This window comes from Chryseobacterium arthrosphaerae (genome assembly GCF_001684965.1).
Classification (GTDB): Bacteria; Bacteroidota; Bacteroidia; order Flavobacteriales; family Weeksellaceae; genus Chryseobacterium; species Chryseobacterium arthrosphaerae.
On record NZ_MAYG01000001.1, the window covers coordinates 3087444 to 3105252 of the forward strand.

Below are 17809 nucleotides of genomic sequence, written 5' to 3' on the forward strand. Positions count from 1 at the left end.
TTATCGTTTGGTTATGTTTTTACTAAAAATCCGTCCGTCTTTTAGGGTGAAGCGTATCACATAAACTCCCCAATCATACCCGGTCATGTTAATTCTGATTTTCTTATTCAGGTCAGGCATATTCTGCTGCTGGAATTTCCAGTGTACCGTACTGTGCTGGTATAATGAAACGGACTCGATAAGCCCATCTACTTCATCAGTCCAATCAATGGTTAATACATCATTCACAGGGATCGGATATAGGCGGACCTGTTTCCAGAATGCCTTTTCGTCAATCACAGGAGATTGAGTAAGAGCTGTTGTTTTAGAATCAACTTTTGATGTAGTTTCAGGCATTTGTTTGGCACTTGTATCAGGCCCCCGATATCGCTGATTGCCAGCTTCGTCGTATTTAAAATACACTTCGGTTTGGGAAAATCCTAAAAATCCTATCAGAAAGAAAATAAGGATAATATTTTTTTTCTCATGATTATATAATTTTTTTAATTTTTCTAAAATATGTTTTTTCTCAATCCCTTACAATAGATAAAACACTGTTTAAGAATGAATTAAGATCGTTTATAATCATCATATTTATTTCTTTCCTATGTAAATTTATTTTACAAAATATTTTTCCAAAATAAATAAAGAAATACAGAAAAAATTACAAAATGTCTAAAAAGGAAATTTAACGATTAAGCATAAGCTTTCCCATTCATCAGATAAAAATGACCTTTAGAACATAAAATTTCACCATTTGACCGAGAAAATTTCCGTTGATTTTTTTTTAATAGTATTTTCGTTCAAAATTAAACCATGAAAAAAATTATCAGATTCTTTAAATATGCTCTGCTGAGCGTATTGACCATTATTTTACTCTCTATCCTGTATCTTTTTATAAGCAATAGAATATTTCTGGGCAGTCAGGATGAAAAGTTTACGGATTACCTGAAGAATAACCAGGTACAGATTTCAGACACTATGGACGGCAAATTATTTGATGATAATTTCTACAAATCTCAGGTTGTGCTTTTAGGGGAAGTTCATGGATATGCGGATAACCAGAAGCTGGATGAATATCTTCTGAAATTTTTAAACAAAAAAGCAGGCATCAGATATTATATTGCTGAAATGGACAGTATTCACGCCAGTAAACTGAATAAGTTTTTACATGGAAATACAAAGGATCAAAGGCTGCTCAGAGAAGTTGTAGCAGCAATTCAGAAGAGAATTCCCCAGCAATCCAGTAAAGAGCTCCTTCAAAAATGGAATACTATTTATGATTATAACCAGACCTTACAGGATTCGTTAAAGATCACTGTGATCGGTGTTGATACAGACTTCAATGACAATTCCCGTAAGATTTCCAGAGATTCTGCAATGATTGTTAATTTTAAAAACTCAATAAAAAAGCTGCATATTGAGCATGAAAAGTTTTACGGACTTTTTGGATTTTACCATGTGCTTCAAAATGGTGTGAAGAAGGATGAAAAGCCTTTCGCAGAACGTCTTAAAAATTCAGGGTTTACAACATCCAGTATCGTAAGCTACACCATAGACAGTGAGATGTACCTCCCTAAAAACCCGCAATTTCCTACTCCGGAAGACCAAAAAATTACCTGGATCAACGCAGATGGACCGCTGATGCTGGTAAAAGGGATCAATGATTTTAAAGAAATAACATCAGCTAACTCGATTACTTTATTCAGACTTAATGCGAAAAATTCTCCCTATCAAAATTCCGGTAAACTGATCACTGTGAAATCAAGAATGTTTGGTGATAGTTTTACTCCAAAAGAAAATACTTCGACCCTTGACTATTTTCAATATGCTGTACTTCTGAGAAACTCCAAAGCTTTAACTCCATTACAATAATTAATAGCTGATGAAGATGAAAAAAATCTGTCTTATCATAATACCCTGTCTCCTGTTCTCATGCTCTGTAAGACCTGTTGCTGATAAAACACTGGATTACAGAAAACTGGAAAAGGTACCGGACAGCGTAAAGGTTGAGAATATCGTGATCAAAAATCTTTTCAAACACCAGCTGCTTGCTCATAAAGACCAGCAATATGATTCTGCCCGAATTGTTAAAAATGTTTATCTCCCGCATAAAAAACTTTGGGACAGTTGCTATGCCATGATCTTTGGTGATGAAAATGCCCATCTCTTCAATACACCTGCAGGAATGATCAGGTGGAATAAAACGCTGTATGAAAAAAATAAATCTCAGCTGGAAGACAGGGCCAGTATTCTTTTAAATACAGATACTAAAAAGCTTTTTAAGAAAACCCTGACACAATTTAACAAGTTAGTTCCCTATCAGCCTAAAGCTAAAATCAGCCTGATCTTCACTCCTCTGACCGGAATTTCATTCGGAGGCTGCAATGATGAACAGTTTGCTCTGGAACTGAACAATAAAAGTGTGGATATTCTCTATTCACTTGAAAAAGGACTTCCCCATGAGCTCAACCACATGGTATATGAGCATTTCAGAAAGGCTGATCCTGACAGAAACACTGCACTGAGCCAGACCATAGATGAAGGTTTCGCCTGCTATTTCACATATATATTCTTTGACCGCACCATGGAAAAACATGAAGCAGTGGAAAACATGACAAAGGAAAACTGGAACTGGTATATAAAAAATGAAAAAGACATTTTTACAAAACTCAAACCCTATTTTACTGATGCTTCAGGAAACAATCCTCTGCTGAGAAATGACAGGCATCAATTATTTCCTGATGCTCCAAAATCAATGAACTATTGGCTGGGATTCAGAATTATTGAAAAGTACACAGAAAAAAACGGTCCCGCTTCCTGGAAAGATATTTATCAGCTTACAGCCAAAGAGGTCCTGGAAAAAAGCGGTTACGAAAAATATATAGAAAGCCTGTAGAGCACCTGTCTCAATATTACAATTGCCACTTCTTACTGCAGCCTTTTTGCAGAGGAGTGGTTTATTTATGACGTAATACAATGTCATCACAACCTGTTACCAAAAAAATTGTGGATAACTTTTCCCCACCCCCTCTCATCTTATCAATAAATTGTGGATAACTTTTTTACAGCATAAAAAATATTATACAAAATAATGATAATCAGTATTTTATATTAAAACATCTATCAACAATAGTTTTCAACAAATAAGCTGTAATGTGGATAAATATAATGTGGATAACTTTTTTTTACTCCATATTTTTAGGAGATCAATGGTTGCTGATACTTAAAAACAAATTTTGACACATTTTAAAACATAATCATTTATTAATCAAATAAAAATATCACCTAATAAAGAATTAAATACCACAAAACATTGATTTAATAACACATATAACAACAATAAAAAATAAAATACTTATTTTAGCTATTGAACAATACATAAAAAATTTATTTTTTTTTAATCAAAATAAGAAACACTTCCCCACCCATTGAACACGATGAAAAAACTTATCCACAAAATGAAAAATGAATTGAATAACCCAATAATCCCTCATTCACATGACAACACCAGACATCAAGAAAAACATCATTCCTTATCTTGGGGAAACAGCCCCTTACATTTCTGTACCTGAAAATATTATTTTCAATGGCAACAGGCTGGAAACCATGATTTCAGATTACAACTTCAATCATGAAAACTTTTCCAGACTTATTAAGCTTTTATCATCATTGGGAAGCTGTAACCTGTACAGACTTTTAAATTCTTCCCTGAAAGAACAGATCTATTTTATGGGTGAAAAAGTGAGAATAAGACAGCTTTCTTACAAAAAATCAGACTCCGCAACCATTACCTGCGAAAGTTTTCTGGAATCTAAAAGAAAAGGTAAATCATCACTTCTGATGCGGGATAACCATTCAGGAGAACCCCTCTACTCTTTTGAACTTGACTACCATATCATTGTAAAAGACACCTTTAAACTTTTCTACAGGGATTACTTTAATGATGTTCCTGTAGAGTATTACGAAAATAAACTTCCTAAAGGCAGGATAATAACGGAAAACGACCATCAGTTTACCATTTTCATAGAGCCTTTCACTCCCAACCAGTGTAAAGGACATTTTGAAAATTATCCTATCGTACCTTCTGTTTTTATTATGAACTGCACATTGAGGGAGATTTTCAATTTCCTGGGCCAGAAAGAGTCTTACGAAGTTGACAATCTGGAAGGATATGCCACCAAAGCCATGCCTACAGGAATAGAATACAGGATCGATGTTTCCCATCAAAAACTTTTAAAGAACCTTCTTTTTTTCAAATGTGAAATAAAGGATCTTTCCGGCACACCTTACGCAACCATTATCACCAATATCAGGTTCACAGAAAATAAGTAAATTACGGGATCCCTGCCACAACTGCAGGGATCTTTTTTAATAGGAATATCCGAACGTATGACCACAAATTTAAAGTTCAATCCTTTAACAGCATAAAGCAGGAAAGATAAATAAATGAATATTTTTAATGCATCTGTCAATAAAATAAAGCATCAACCCTAATTTTATCTGTAGGTCAGCACATTTTTTGTAACTTCCGCAATCCAAAACCGTAATTTCAAAATCATGAAAAAGTATCTTTTTATTTTCACATTGATCTACATACAGTGTCTTTCCCAGGAGCAGATAAAAGTATCACACGTTTCCCAACATGATAACTTTATTGAAGTAGGTATACATATGGACAAACCTACTGATAAATTCAACCTGATCAGATTGGATACACTGACAGTGACCGGCAATCAAAAGAATATATTAAAAGAAAATAAAGAATACCCTTTAAACTACGGATATAACAATGGAATGACCTTAGTAAGACGGTATGACATCCCGGAGAAACATTCCAAAAATGTAACGATCAAAGGCGTTATCCAATACTTCACCCCATCAAAGAGCAACGGCTCGTACATTGATGCCGGAAAACTCAAAAATATAAAACTGAATACGAACCTTGTGAGCAAGGCTTTTACTGACAAATACCCCAAATTATATTTCAGTATCATTGATTCTGCTGCCATCAATAAAGTTTTTCCTGATCTTAAAGTAAATAATGAAAAGATCGATTTTAAAAGCTATGATATCATGTATGCCTACAGAGACGGCAGCCCGCAGAAACTCACTTACTTCATCAATGACAATCCGGATCCCGGATATAATAATATGATATTGGAAGACAGCAAAACAGGCATTGTTTATAAACTTGTCCGATTGAAACAAAATATGTCTCCTTCTGAAAAAGACCAGATTCATGTGGAACTGATGATTGAAAATGAAAATGCGGTCAGAAAAATTCCTTTTGAATTAAAAGATATATCGGTCGCCGAAAAATAACAGAATATCAAACCTCACAAAATCATTTCAAATGGAAAAGTACACGCTGTCATCAGATGGCCAGAAAATTCATTACAGAGAATCCGGAAAAGGAAACATATCACTTATTTTCGTTCATGGCTGGCTGGGAAATACAGAATGGTGGATTGATCAGCAAATTTTTTTTGAAGACCGGTATCATGTGGTTTCAATGGATCTCGCAGGGCATGGAAAATCCGGTACCACAAGAGAAAACTGGACCAGTGAAGGTTATGCAGATGATATTAAAGCGGTAGCAGATGATATTCAGTCTTCAGAAATCATATTGGTAGGGCACTCTATGTCCGGAGCTTATGTACTGGAAGCTGCTTTAAAGATTCCGGCCACTAAAGCTATTGTACTGGTGGATACTTTAAAAAACCTGGGCGAAGTTTATACGGAAGAGCAGGTTGAAGAAGTTTTGTCTGCCTATCGCTCTGACTTTAAAAACACTGTGGAAAACTACCTTCCCCAATTTCTGTTTGCAGAAAAAACGCCTCCTCAGGTAAAGGAAAGGATACAGTCTGAATTTCTTCAAAACGCACCTGAAATAGCTGTAGATCTTCTCAGCCCTTTATACAAAACAGACTCCGGAAAGATTGCAGATCAGATCCGGGTTCCGGTAGTGGCAGTCAATTCCGATGCATCTCCCACTCACCTTGAAAATAACCGCAAGCACCTGAAAAACTACGATTATGTGACTATTACAGATGTTGGACATTATCCTATGCTTGAAAAACCCCGGGAATTTAATCTTATCCTTGATAAAGTTATTAAAAGCCTGATCTAAAACCACACAGCCATGCAAAATACCAGGATATTCACCACAGCATTCGCAAGCGTTTATCCCCATTATATTCAAAAAGCAGAAAAGAAGGGACGCACAAAATCAGAAGTTGATGAAATCATCTGCTGGCTGACCGGCTATGATGAAAAAGAACTTCAGGAACAGCTTGATAAAAGAAATGATTTTAAAACTTTCTTTGAGCAGGCACCGCAAATCAATCCTAATGTTTCACTCATCAAAGGGGTAATTTGCGGGTATCGTATAGAAGAAATAGAGGATGAACTGATGCGGAATATCCGCTATCTGGATAAGCTGATTGATGAGCTGGCTAAAGGAAAACAGATGGAGAAGATATTGAGGAAATAATACTTAATTACTGAACTTTAGCATGATTAAAAAAGCTTACATTCATGAATATGGCAATAGAAAACTAGAACCGGAACATCAGGATGTGATTGATGTACTCGAAAAGAGATGCATAAACTATGAACTTTTCACAGACAAAAAAATTTCAAGAAATCAGCTAATTATCGACAATACAACATTTATTGCGGGAGATCATTCTGTCTTTGCTTATATTTTCAAAAAATACAGACTGGCACCTCCCGCAGACTGCTACCCAAAAGCTCTTCAAAATTATTTGAAAAGAGATATCCGGGAAACAACAATACATAACATTTCCAACAGTTTTGACGGAAATATTCCATATATTTTTGTAAAACCTAAATTAAAAACTAAACTTTTCACAGGGTTTACAATAGAATCACCGCTTGATCTTTATCGTCTGATGGAATTTCCAGGAAATACAGAGCTCTACTATTCCCCCATTGTCAATTGGAAAGCAGAATACAGGGTATTTGTAAACAATTCAAAAATCGTAGGGATCAAGAAATATAATGGTGAGGAAGGATATGAACCGGATATGACCGTTGTACAAAATGCAGTGAACGATCTTGAGAATTCAGAAGAACGTACTAAAGCTTATGGGATAGATTTTGGAATCTTGTCCACAGGAGAAACCGCACTGGTAGAATGGAACGATGGCTACGCACTGGGATCTTATGGCCTTGATAAGGAAATTTATACCGATTTATTATTAGCAAGATGGTGTGAAATTATCAACGGTTAATCATTATTACCAAAAAAATTGGGCTTTTTAGATTTTTATGTATTTTTGCAAAACACAAATAAAAAAATTAACAAACTTTCTATTTTTCACATACCATTTTTCAACAATAAACAACATGTAAGGTCTTAAGAAGAAAGACAACGACCTAACATACTCAAATAATTAATAAAAACTAATAACAACTCAGATGGACAAGAAAAAATTATCTTGTATTTTCCTTTTTGTAAATTTTTGTATGGCTTTTGGACAATGGCAAAACCTTAATCTCAATCAAAATGTTTTATCTACATTTAAAGTAGGAGACATAGAAATTGCAGGAACCTCCACAGGCATTTTTTACAAAAATCAAAATGCAGCAACCTGGACACAGGCCTCAGGAATTACCAACAAAGCCATAAGCTTTGATTCTTACAACAATACCATTTATGCTTCAAGCTATGAAAATCTCTATAAATCTGTAGATAATGGTATGAACTGGACTCCTTTAAACACAGTATATACCGTAGCAGATATTAATGCAGTAGCCGTAGCAGATGCTGATAACTTAATTGCAGGAGTAAAAGGGTGGGGAATTAGATTTTCAGTTAATGGTGGCACCGAATGGTGGGGATCAGACTCGAGCTGGCAGAGTAAGGTAACATCAATTATAAAATTAAAAGACGGATATTTTTCATCTTATTCATCAGTCGGACAGCTACAACGTTCTACAAACCTGGGACATCAGTGGTATACCCCACAAGGAAATGGTATCAAGATAGGATTAAGCAGTACTTATCAGGATATCAATACATTAGCTTCACTTAATGATTCAACATTGATTGCAGGCACTAAAAACATATCATGGACGCAGGGTGATGGTGTATATTTTTCCAACGATAATGGTGAAAATTTTACAAAAAAAATTAACGGTTTAACAACGACAGCAATCAACTCACTTGCAACAACTGGTAATCTAATCTTCGCAGGGACAAGTGGCGGCGGAGTATTTTACTCAAATAATGAAGGAAATAACTGGACAAGTCTTAATATGGGACTTACCAATATGGAAGTTACGCGCGTTTATACAAATGAATCATTTTTATATGCATGTACCCCAACAGGAATTTTTAGAATTGATATATGCAGCCTTCTTCAGGGAACATCCAGAATATTTTCTACTGCCAATATTACGGCCGTAAATTCTAAATTGCTACAAGCTAATCTTGGCGGAAAGAACTATACATGGTTTAAAAACGGCCAAATCATTCCAGGTGCCAATTCCAGCAGCTATACTGCCACAGAAAGTGGTCAGTATAAAGTTGTTATTAATTATTCCGATACTTGTGCAGATAATTCAAACATGGTCAACCTAACTGTTCAAACATTAGCAGCTATTGAAAGTAATTATGATCATAAAAATGTAAGAATCTACCCCAACCCCGGGCAGAATTTCATAAAAATTAAAACTCAGAAGTACCACCATGTCGATTATAGAATTTTTGATCTTACAGGAAAATTAATCCTTACAGGAAACACCAGAACAGAGGATCAGATTAATATACAAAGCTTAACAGCTGGAAATTACATCATCAGAATCAAAGATGGAAACCAAAAAGAAGAATCCATAAAATTTGTAAAAAAATAATCGTTTTATAAGCGATATAGAAGAGACTGTCTGAAATGACGGTCTCTTTTTTTATTTAAATTCGCCACAAAATGCTTCCCCATTTCAAAAAACTTCCCGAAATTAGCAACCTGTGCGTTAAATACTATTCAATGAAATAAAAATTTAAATTACAACATACAGCAAAACTTAGTATAAGTTTTCTTCGGGGCAGGGTGAAATTCCCTACCGGCGGTTACAGTCCGCGACTCCTTTCTTACGGAAAGGACTGATCTGGTGAAATTCCGGAACCGACAGTTAAAGTCTGGATGGGAGAAGAAAATGAGATGATCAGTAAGATTCCTTATGGGCTCTTATTGTGTCGTATTTCATTTCCATGTACCGAAGAGTATTTTAACTTTTAAAAGTAAAATAACATGGAAAAATTATTAGAACAATTCGGAGTTACCTCCAGAGAACGTGTAGAAAAAGCACTTCAAACATTACAAAAGGGAAAAGGTATTCTTTTAGTAGATGATGAAAACCGTGAAAACGAAGGTGACATCATTTTTCCCGCTTCCACTATTACAGAACAGGACATGGCACTTTTGATCCGTGAATGCAGCGGTATCGTATGCCTGTGTATTTCCGAGGAGAAAAGCAGGCACCTTAATCTGCGCCCGATGGTGGAAAATAACAATTCGAAAAATCAGACCGCATTTACCATTTCTATAGAAGCCAGAGAAGGAGTAGAATCCGGAGTTTCAGCAAAAGACAGGGTAACAACCATCAGAACGGCTGTAGCTCCCGATGCTCAGGCAGAGCATATTGCAAGCCCCGGACACGTTTTCCCTCTGATTGCTAAAAAAGACGGTGTCTTCGAAAGACGTGGCCATACGGAAGGCAGTGTTGATCTTGTAAAAATGGCCAATCTGGGTGATGATGCCGTACTGTGTGAACTGACGAATGAAGACGGTTCTATGGCAAGACTTCCGGAAATCGTAGACTTTGCTCTCAGAAAAGGGATGAGCGTGGTCACAATTGAAGACATCTACGCTTACCGTAAAATGATCCTCAGCAACTAAACATACTTTATTTAACGCACAGGGCAGCCGTTTGATTCGATCAGACGGCTGCTTGTATTTAAATATTTAATTAAAAACAAGTTAAATGAAAATTGAATTCTGTTTTTATTTAACTTTAACAAAAAAATTGACTATGAAAAAATCACTACTTATTCTACTGGGAACCTCAGCGGTTCTTTCAGCGCAGATTACCCTTACCAAAGCTTCTCACGATCCTGTAATAGGAGATGTAGTAAATAATAATCTGGTAACAGGAACTGTAGACAACTCTGCAACAGGAGCCAATGCAACATTCTCGAATGGAAGCTTAACCATGGGCGCTGCATCACAAACTACTTATTCAACACCTACTTCTGCCGAGATAACAACGTTTCCGGGGTCTACTATTAAAATGGCAGACGGAACAACAACGATCTATTACAAAGCATCAACAACCAAACTGGAAATCACAGGAATTGTTAATCCACAGGCTACGTTGAACTTTAGTGTAGACAATGGCACTTATAATAATTACCCGACAACCTTCGGACCTGCTCAAAATGATACTGCTAAAGGAACCTTTACTTCATCCGTTGCCAACGGTTTGTTCAGCGGAACATTAGCTACCCAGGCTGACGCATACGGAACATTGATTCTGGGTAACCACACTTACAGCAATGTTCTCAGGGTGAAGTATACGCAGAATTTTAATCTGTATGCATCATTTGATATTACATACGCCAATCCGATCGGAACAGTGACCAATACAGCCTACGCCTATTATGACACCTCTCACAGATATGCATTACTCAGCACCACAAATGGAAACATCAGTGTTCCGTTACTGGGAATCAACCAGTCTACTTCAAGCGCTCAGGCTTTAAGCGAAACATTCCTGGCCACCAGAGATGTGATGAAAAAAACAAATCTTACCGTTTATCCTAATCCGGCCCGGGATTTCATCGGTTTTAAAGGAGATATGGAAAATTTTTCCACAGCGAAAATCTACAGTCTGGATGGAAAACTGATCAAAACTTCAGATATAAAATCGGGAAATATTCAGATCTCAGATCTTCCGCCGGCTTCTTATTTTATTGAAGTCAGTGGTAAGAATGCTGAAACGAAACAGAATACAAAATTCATTAAGAAGTAATAAAAAAATCCCGTTCAATGCTGAACGGGATTTTTTTTGGAAAGGAAGCCGGAGGATGGAAGCTGGAAGTTCTTCCGGTCTGAAGAGCTCTTTAACCCGATTTTTATCAATATCGAATTTTATCACAATCAATTATGACAACCTCCGGAAGTATCCCGACAAACAGAAACTTCCTGCTCCCTGCTTCCATCCTATCCCTAAAAGGTGGCTGCCGGTGCCGTCTCATTATTAAGCTTTCTTTGAATCTCCGTCTTTTTCCCTTTGGAGAAATCATAGCTGAGCCCGAGCACAAACATTGATTTATTATTCATAATCTGTGTATGAACCCTGTAATCTACCAGACTTTCCTGTAAACTCTTTGTTTTATATTCAGAAGGCATTCCGATCCAGTACATTCCTGTAGAAAACGTCCAGTTTTTATGTTTATAGCTTATAAAAATATTGTTCTGGTTTTCATTTGTATTAAGGAAGGCTCCACTAAGGCTATACGTAGGAATATTAAACTGATACTGCATTGAAAAAGCTTTATATTCTGAAGACAGGACAAAGTAATTTCCCCAATAGCTGTTTTTAATCAACGCTCCTGTGCTTGTTTTTACGGTTTCAGCTGTAGGTACTATAACTGCTTTTATAACCAGAAGGCTGTTCCCGAAAGGTTTGTATGAACCTGTCAACTGTACACCATACCTCTGTCCGTTTTTCCCATTCTCATAAGTGAGTGCATACCCTCCCAAAACATGATCCTGAACGTAATACTGATTGATCACCCGGTCTGTATAGCGGTAAAACAAGGCTGCATTAAAATCAAAATATTTATTGTTAAAAGAATAGATCAGATTATTCGAAAAAACCTGCTGAGATTCAAGCAAAGGATTTCCCCGCTGTACGATATTGGGAGCCAGCTGTATTACATTACTGCTCAGCGCATTACTTTGCGGACTCACCGGAGTATAACTTCCTGTAAAACGTAGGTTCTGATTATTTTTCAACTGATATCCTAAAACAACCTTTGGGGTAAACGTCCATTCATCAAAAGTATTTTCAGCACTTTTATTGTGGATATTGGTAAGCCCAGCTCCAAGACGATAACTGAATTTCTCTATTTTTCCGGAAAATTCTGTATAAAAATATTGTTCCAGATAGTTGACGGTATATTGGGAATATCCGGCAAGATTATTCAGATCATTGGAAATGGAAGATCCTGAAATCCTGTATCCGGATGAAAGCTTTCCTGCCTTAAAATCATGGGTATGGGCAAGTTCTCCCACGACACTGGTCTGTTTTGCTTTCAGAGTCATGTCATTATCATATACGGAAAGCCCTGAGGCTATGATCCATTCCTGAGCTGTTTCGGAAGTATTGGTCGTATAATGAGAACCTACAACATTAATGCTCAGCTCATCCTTATCACCTATTTTTTTCGAATAATAAAGGTCAAGCTTGGGAATCACGTAATCCGAGCCGTTATTTTTAAACATTCCGTGCTCTTCATTGGATGCATTTTCTGAAAAAATACTTTGTCCTGTTCCTTTTGAAAATCTGCTGAAAATGGCCATATTCAATTTTGCCTGGAAAGAATAGTTATCAGGCACCATCCTGGTATAGCGTAATGCCACATTCTGGAAAGTATATCCGAAATGATCTTTTCTGTTTTCATCTGAACGGTAATGTTTTCCTCCCAGCTGATAATCATACGTACTATTAACTCTCCTGTCATTATAATCCCTTACGTTGATGGAATATTCAAGACCGAAATCATTTTTTCCTTTTGTATAGCCGGCATAGGCTGAGCCGTTCACAAATCCCGTATTCAAAGCAGAGAAGACTTCGGTTCCGGATACATATCCTGTCTCCGCAGATTTTGTCACAATATTCACCACCGTATCTGCCAGGGTTGCCCATCTTGCAGGCGGAATATCATAATACTCCACTTTCACCACTTCCTGAGGAGCCACACTCCGGATCTGCAGGTCTGTAGCTTCAATTCCATTGATCAGGAAAAGTGTAGTTCCTCCTTTTGTACTGGTAATTGTATTACCGATCGGGTCAAGCTGTAATTCGGGAAGAGTTTTCAGCAGATCTTTTGCATAGCGGGCTTTTTCCAGGGCTTCTTTATCAAAGGTGTAGACAGCCTTATCCGCCAATTGCTTTTTACGCTGTGATTTTAAAATAACTTCCTGAATCTCTTTGGGTGTTGCAACCTCTGCGGTATCTTTTTCTGCTTCCTGAGAAAAGGCAAAGGTTCCCCAAAGAAGGAACAGGGTATATATCGTTTTTTTCATGTCAAATAATGAACTTATACTCTTAGGACAATTGATCTTTCACAGATATTACATTGGCAAACATTAGCCTTGAATGAATTTTTTTTAATAAAATTTTATTATTATGTTAAATTCAGCCCGCTTTTTGCTGTTTTTTTGAAACATCACAAAATATAAAGTCATGAAAAAAGCAGTCCTGTTACTTCCATGCGTTCTGTTTGCTGCAGCCCAGGCTCAGGAAACAGAAAATAACCCGGCAGAAAAGATGAATATCATCAAAACCAATGTCACAGCCTATGCTTTCCGGAATATTAATCTGTCTTACGAAAGAGCGATCAACCAGTGGTTCTCCGTGAATATTGGATTCGGGACCATGCCGGAAGGAAAGGTTCCCTTCATCAATGCCTTCCTGAAAGATGAGGATGAAAAAAGATTTCAGAATCTCAGAGTAAAAGCAACAAACTTTACCATAGAGCCCAGATTTTACATAGGACATGGATATGGAAAAGGATTTTATATTGCCCCTTATTACCGGCACTCCGATGTTTCGTCCAATACGTTTGATTTCTACTATGATTACAATGGGCCGGACGGAAATACCTACCAGATCCCTCTCAAAGGAGAAGGCAGTACTAAAGGAGACAGTGGCGGATTAATGGTAGGAGTACAGTTTTTCCTCACCACAAGCCGGAACCTCGTCCTTGATTTCTGGATTGCAGGAGCCCATTATGGAAGCGGCAGAGGAGATTTCAGTATGACTTCCAATTATGTGCTTACCCCGGATATGCAGGCACAGCTAAAAAAAGAAATAGAAAACCTGGATATCCCATTTGTAAAATATACTGTGGAAACGAATGCCAATGGAGCAAGAATAAAAGTGGATGGTCCGTGGGCTGGTTTCAGAAGCGGGCTTTCTTTGGGATACAGATTTTAAAAAATACAATTAAAACCCAAAATAATTGTACTTTCTTTTTTTATGAATGGTTTTTTTTATCTTTAAGCCAAACAATTGCTTATTTGGATGAATACTGAATATGAAAATCCTGATCATAGAAGACCATAAAGAACTTGCAGCCAATACAGTAGATTACCTTAAGAAAGAAGATTATATCTGTGAAATAGCCTCTAATGCAAAGGAAGCGTTAGAGAAAATTGAGCTTTTTGAATATGATTGTATTCTTCTGGACCTGATGCTGCCTGATGGTAACGGACTTGAGATTTTAAGACATATTAAAAATGACACTCCACAGGCAAGCATTATCATTGTGTCAGCCAAAGACTCTTTAGATACAAAACTGATGGGGCTAGATGACGGAGCAGATGATTATATCACCAAGCCCTTTTCACTTCCGGAACTGCATTCCAGAATCAAAGCTGTTTTGAGAAGAAAAACCTCCGAGACCAACCACCATCTCATTTTCAATGAAATTACCGTGGACCTGGAATCCAAAGAATGTAAAATCAATGGTAAATCCGTCAATTTTACAAGGAAAGAGTTGCATCTACTTATTTATTTTATCAACAATCAGAACAGGATGTTGTCTAAGCAGTCTATTGCAAGCCATCTGTGGGGCGATTATACGTACAGTATTGATAATATAGATTTTGTTTACCAGCATCTTAAAAATTTAAGAAAAAAAATTCTTGATGCAGGAGGGAAAGATTATCTCCACACCGTTTACGGATTAGGCTATAAATGGATTGACAAATGAATTTAAGTTTTCGATTTGCCAGAGCATTTACCCTTCTTGTATTTTTTGTTCTGATCACCGGTTTTGCTATTTTTTATTTTGCGTTTGAAAGAGCTACCATGCGATCTGCTATCCTCAAGCTTGAAGACCTGAATGCCTATGTTGCAGATAAGCTGAACCGGGATCCCAACTATGACTATCTTACCGCCCATCATCGGCAGACCCAGGTAAAAATTCTTCCTCCCCATTCTACAACCACCAAAGAAAAAATCATTGAAGAAAAATATATCTGGAACAAAAGCATCCAGTCTTACATCAACAAAATTACAGTAATCACCTATCCTGTTATTCACCAGAAAAAATATGCTATAACAAGTGTACGGTATATTACCATTATCGAAAATCATTTTCTGATAAGTATTATCATGGTCGTTGCCTGGATTATGGTGTTCCTGATCATTCTCACCATCATTGTAAGTGTTCTGGTCTCTAAAAAAATCCTCGAACCTTTTTATCATGCGATGGATGAAATCAAAAAATTCAGCCTGAAAGACAGCCGGCCAATGAATCTGATGAAAACCCGTACTGAGGAGTTCAGATCATTGAACGGATTTCTTATAAAAATGTCCGAAAGCTCTAAAAAAGATTATCACCTTTTAGAAGAACTGTCAGAAAATACGTCTCATGAGTTACAAACCCCTTTAGCTTCTATCAAAGGAAAAATAGAACTTTTGATGGACAGTGAACTTTCAGAAAACCAACTCATCACTCTTTCTTCGATGAATGATGAGCTGGACCGGCTTTCATCGATCAATCAATCTCTTATATTACTCGCCAGACTGGATCATTTTGAAAGAGAAGATTCACATCTTGTCAATTTTTCACAATTGCTTCAGGAAAGGCTCTTTTACTTTGAAGATTTATTTGAAATTCAGAACCTGACCCTTACAAAAGAGATCCAGGAAGAGGTATATCTTAATTTTGATAAAAATTTAGCTACTATTGTCATCAACAACCTTATCAATAATTCTAAAAGACACAATATTGATCATGGAAAAATCTCTGTAATCCTTACAGGAACTTATTTACAGATCTCCAATACCGGAAATCCACCCACGATTCCTACCGACGAATTATTCAAAAGATTCAAGCGTGGAAACCCCAATCAAAATTCCATTGGGATTGGTTTGGCGCTCGTGAAGAAAATTCTGGAGATTTATAATGCAGAAATCTCTTATCATTTTGAAGGCAATTTGCACACCATAAAAGTTAATTTATCAAAATAAATACCTGATTTACAAAAACATAATAACAAAAATTCAAATTCTGTAAAAACTTCAGAATTTCTTCAGAATTTATATCTTGTTTAGGTGCAAACAAAAGCACTCATGAAAAAACTACTCATTATTATCAGTGTAATGCTTGTACAAAACATCTATAGTCAGGATTCCACCGGTATCAAAAAAATTCCTGAAGAAAATGTTTCAGAGAAAAATCCGCTGGATATCGGAGAGCTCAAAATAAAGCTCAACTCCAAAGGTGATCAGTGGATTAAATTGGGTATTTCCAGCCAGATCTGGCTTCGAAGTATCGAAAACAATCCGGGGACCAGCGTCAATGGGGTTCCTCAGGAACAAACCTATGATGCCGGGATCAGGAGGATGAGGCTCATTATTCAAAGCCAGGTAACTCCTTTTTATTCTGTGTTCTTACAGATGGGGATCAATAATCAGAATTTTATTTCGGGTGGCGGATCCGGAACAGGTAATAATGGAGCCGGTAAGAAAGCCCCGTTCTTTTTCCATGATGCCTATAACGAGCTGGCCATTATCCCGAGAAACAATTTTCAGACGGGAAAACCCAATAAGAATAACCTTTATCTGGGGGCCGGGCTACATTCCTGGAATGGAGTAAGCCGCCTTACCAATGCCAGTACCACAAAAATGCTTGCAGGAGATATTCCTATTTTCAACTTTCCTTCTATTGAAATCGCTGATCAGTTTTCAAGACAGCTGGGGGTATTTGTTCATGGAGAATTTGACAGGCTTAACTATCGTTTCAGTGTCAACAAGCCTTTTGCGACCAATTTAAAGCCTGTAGTCGGGGGACCTGCAGTAGATAATAATCAAAGCGGAAAATTATCTTATTCAGGATATGCATTTTATCAGTTCTTCGGCAAAGAAACTACCGTTACATCTTTTTTACCCGGCAATATCCTTGCAGCCAGAAAAGTGCTGAACATAGGAACGGGATTCTATACCAGTAAAGATGCTACGCAAACCCAGCCTTCGGAAAATGTTTTTGAATCCCACCCTGCCAATATTTTTGGCGCCGATGTATATTCAGAAATTCCTTTGGGAAATAAAAATAAAGAAATGGGGCTCACATTGTATTCGGTATATTACAATTACAATTACGGTCCCAATTACCTTAGAATGAGCGGGCTGCTCAATCCCGGAGCTCCCGATCCTTCATTTACAGGCCAAAGAGCGCTGGAAGGAGCCGGAAATAACAGGGTTTTGATGGGAACAGGAAACATCTGGTTCTCTCAGGTGGGTTTCGTTATTCCTAAATTCAGCACTATTTTAAAAATCCAGCCTTTTTTCAACTATGCGCTTAAAAATATGAAAGCCCTCAACCAAAGCGGAAGCTATTATGACATAGGCACCAACTTTTATTTATATGGCCAGAATGCAAGAATTGTTGTTCAGTACAGCAGCAGGCCGCTATATGATATTGCTGACAAAACTGTTTTTGACAGAAAAGGTGAATTTCTGTTGTCTTTACAAATCGTACTTTAAAATTTAATATCTTACTTAT

The 17809-nt window shown here is 37.0% G+C and carries 16 protein-coding genes and 1 riboswitch; of the genes, 14 read left to right on the plus strand and 2 right to left on the minus strand.

Annotation, left to right across the window (positions count from 1 at the left end; translation table 11 throughout):
• Entirely contained in the window at positions 1 to 336 is a 336-nt protein-coding gene (locus tag BBI00_RS13860; RefSeq protein WP_228394762.1) for a hypothetical protein, read from the minus strand.
• Between the two features lie 459 nt (positions 337 to 795).
• Here BBI00_RS13860 and BBI00_RS13865 point away from each other — a divergent pair, with 459 nt between their 5' ends.
• From BBI00_RS13865 to BBI00_RS13910, 10 genes are all read left to right on the plus strand, one after another.
• Positions 796 to 1854 (plus strand): hypothetical protein, encoded by a 1059-nt coding sequence (locus BBI00_RS13865; RefSeq protein WP_065399319.1) that lies wholly within the window; start codon positions 796 to 798, stop codon positions 1852 to 1854.
• Positions 1855 to 1870: 16 nt separating this feature from the next.
• Complete coding sequence (locus BBI00_RS13870; protein WP_228394763.1) at positions 1871 to 2878, plus strand: gliding motility protein GldB-related protein; 1008 nt, start codon at positions 1871 to 1873, stop codon at positions 2876 to 2878.
• Between the two features lie 602 nt (positions 2879 to 3480).
• Positions 3481 to 4314, plus strand: coding sequence for a hypothetical protein (locus BBI00_RS13875; protein WP_065399321.1), 834 nt, complete (start codon positions 3481 to 3483; stop codon positions 4312 to 4314).
• Positions 4315 to 4539: 225 nt separating this feature from the next.
• Positions 4540 to 5304, plus strand: coding sequence for a hypothetical protein (locus BBI00_RS13880; RefSeq protein WP_065399322.1), 765 nt, complete (start codon positions 4540 to 4542; stop codon positions 5302 to 5304).
• 31 nt (positions 5305 to 5335) lie between these two features.
• Positions 5336 to 6112 (plus strand): alpha/beta fold hydrolase, encoded by a 777-nt coding sequence (locus BBI00_RS13885; protein WP_065399323.1) that lies wholly within the window; start codon positions 5336 to 5338, stop codon positions 6110 to 6112.
• Positions 6113 to 6124: 12 nt separating this feature from the next.
• Complete coding sequence (locus tag BBI00_RS13890; protein ID WP_065399324.1) at positions 6125 to 6475, plus strand: DUF2200 domain-containing protein; 351 nt, start codon at positions 6125 to 6127, stop codon at positions 6473 to 6475.
• A 22-nt stretch (positions 6476 to 6497) separates the two neighbouring features.
• Positions 6498 to 7238, plus strand: coding sequence for an ATP-grasp domain-containing protein (locus tag BBI00_RS13895; RefSeq protein WP_065399325.1), 741 nt, complete (start codon positions 6498 to 6500; stop codon positions 7236 to 7238).
• Between the two features lie 235 nt (positions 7239 to 7473).
• Positions 7474 to 8862: a T9SS type A sorting domain-containing protein gene (locus tag BBI00_RS13900; RefSeq protein WP_065399326.1), complete on the plus strand. Its 1389-nt coding sequence runs from the start codon at positions 7474 to 7476 to the stop codon at positions 8860 to 8862.
• A 176-nt stretch (positions 8863 to 9038) separates the two neighbouring features.
• A riboswitch (FMN riboswitch) is annotated at positions 9039 to 9165 on the plus strand.
• 92 nt (positions 9166 to 9257) lie between these two features.
• Positions 9258 to 9905: a 3,4-dihydroxy-2-butanone-4-phosphate synthase gene (ribB, locus tag BBI00_RS13905; RefSeq protein WP_065399327.1), complete on the plus strand. Its 648-nt coding sequence runs from the start codon at positions 9258 to 9260 to the stop codon at positions 9903 to 9905.
• A 133-nt stretch (positions 9906 to 10038) separates the two neighbouring features.
• Entirely contained in the window at positions 10039 to 11037 is a 999-nt protein-coding gene (locus tag BBI00_RS13910; RefSeq protein WP_065399748.1) for a T9SS type A sorting domain-containing protein, read from the plus strand.
• Positions 11038 to 11234: 197 nt separating this feature from the next.
• On the opposite strand, the gene BBI00_RS13920 is transcribed toward BBI00_RS13910, so the two are convergent.
• Positions 11235 to 13319: a TonB-dependent receptor domain-containing protein gene (locus tag BBI00_RS13920; RefSeq protein WP_065399329.1), complete on the minus strand. Its 2085-nt coding sequence runs from the start codon at positions 13317 to 13319 to the stop codon at positions 11235 to 11237.
• 160 nt (positions 13320 to 13479) lie between these two features.
• Between BBI00_RS13920 and BBI00_RS13925 the strand changes: the two genes are divergently transcribed.
• From BBI00_RS13925 to BBI00_RS13940, 4 genes are all read left to right on the plus strand, one after another.
• On the plus strand, positions 13480 to 14232 hold the full coding sequence (locus BBI00_RS13925; RefSeq protein WP_065399330.1) for a DUF3575 domain-containing protein: 753 nt from the start codon (positions 13480 to 13482) through the stop codon (positions 14230 to 14232).
• Between the two features lie 100 nt (positions 14233 to 14332).
• On the plus strand, positions 14333 to 15010 hold the full coding sequence (locus BBI00_RS13930; protein WP_065399331.1) for a response regulator transcription factor: 678 nt from the start codon (positions 14333 to 14335) through the stop codon (positions 15008 to 15010).
• Positions 15007 to 16275, plus strand: a complete 1269-nt coding sequence (locus tag BBI00_RS13935; RefSeq protein ID WP_065399332.1) for a sensor histidine kinase — start codon at positions 15007 to 15009, stop codon at positions 16273 to 16275. The genes BBI00_RS13930 and BBI00_RS13935 overlap by 4 nt, the downstream gene beginning before the upstream one ends.
• A gap of 102 nt (positions 16276 to 16377) precedes the next feature.
• Positions 16378 to 17790, plus strand: a complete 1413-nt coding sequence (locus BBI00_RS13940) for a hypothetical protein (protein WP_065399333.1) — start codon at positions 16378 to 16380, stop codon at positions 17788 to 17790.
• Positions 17791 to 17809: the final 19 nt, after the last annotated feature.

Bases quoted from the DNA above. Each gene is read 5' to 3' on its own strand.
- BBI00_RS13885 (WP_065399323.1), top strand. From the start codon at position 5,336: ATGGAAAAGTACACGCTGTCATCAGATGGCCAGAAAATTCATTACAGA.
- BBI00_RS13940 (WP_065399333.1), top strand. From the start codon at position 16,378: ATGAAAAAACTACTCATTATTATCAGTGTAATGCTTGTACAAAACATC.
- BBI00_RS13890 (WP_065399324.1), top strand. From the start codon at position 6,125: ATGCAAAATACCAGGATATTCACCACAGCATTCGCAAGCGTTTATCCC.
- BBI00_RS13875 (WP_065399321.1), top strand. From the start codon at position 3,481: ATGACAACACCAGACATCAAGAAAAACATCATTCCTTATCTTGGGGAA.
- BBI00_RS13865 (WP_065399319.1), top strand. From the start codon at position 796: ATGAAAAAAATTATCAGATTCTTTAAATATGCTCTGCTGAGCGTATTG.
- BBI00_RS13910 (WP_065399748.1), top strand. From the start codon at position 10,039: ATGAAAAAATCACTACTTATTCTACTGGGAACCTCAGCGGTTCTTTCA.
- BBI00_RS13860 (WP_228394762.1), bottom strand. From the start codon at position 336: ATGCCTGAAACTACATCAAAAGTTGATTCTAAAACAACAGCTCTTACT.
- BBI00_RS13900 (WP_065399326.1), top strand. From the start codon at position 7,474: ATGGCTTTTGGACAATGGCAAAACCTTAATCTCAATCAAAATGTTTTA.
- BBI00_RS13880 (WP_065399322.1), top strand. From the start codon at position 4,540: ATGAAAAAGTATCTTTTTATTTTCACATTGATCTACATACAGTGTCTT.
- BBI00_RS13870 (WP_228394763.1), top strand. From the start codon at position 1,871: ATGAAAAAAATCTGTCTTATCATAATACCCTGTCTCCTGTTCTCATGC.
- BBI00_RS13935 (WP_065399332.1), top strand. From the start codon at position 15,007: ATGAATTTAAGTTTTCGATTTGCCAGAGCATTTACCCTTCTTGTATTT.
- BBI00_RS13925 (WP_065399330.1), top strand. From the start codon at position 13,480: ATGAAAAAAGCAGTCCTGTTACTTCCATGCGTTCTGTTTGCTGCAGCC.
- ribB (WP_065399327.1), top strand. From the start codon at position 9,258: ATGGAAAAATTATTAGAACAATTCGGAGTTACCTCCAGAGAACGTGTA.
- BBI00_RS13920 (WP_065399329.1), bottom strand. From the start codon at position 13,319: ATGAAAAAAACGATATATACCCTGTTCCTTCTTTGGGGAACCTTTGCC.
- BBI00_RS13895 (WP_065399325.1), top strand. From the start codon at position 6,498: ATGATTAAAAAAGCTTACATTCATGAATATGGCAATAGAAAACTAGAA.
- BBI00_RS13930 (WP_065399331.1), top strand. From the start codon at position 14,333: ATGAAAATCCTGATCATAGAAGACCATAAAGAACTTGCAGCCAATACA.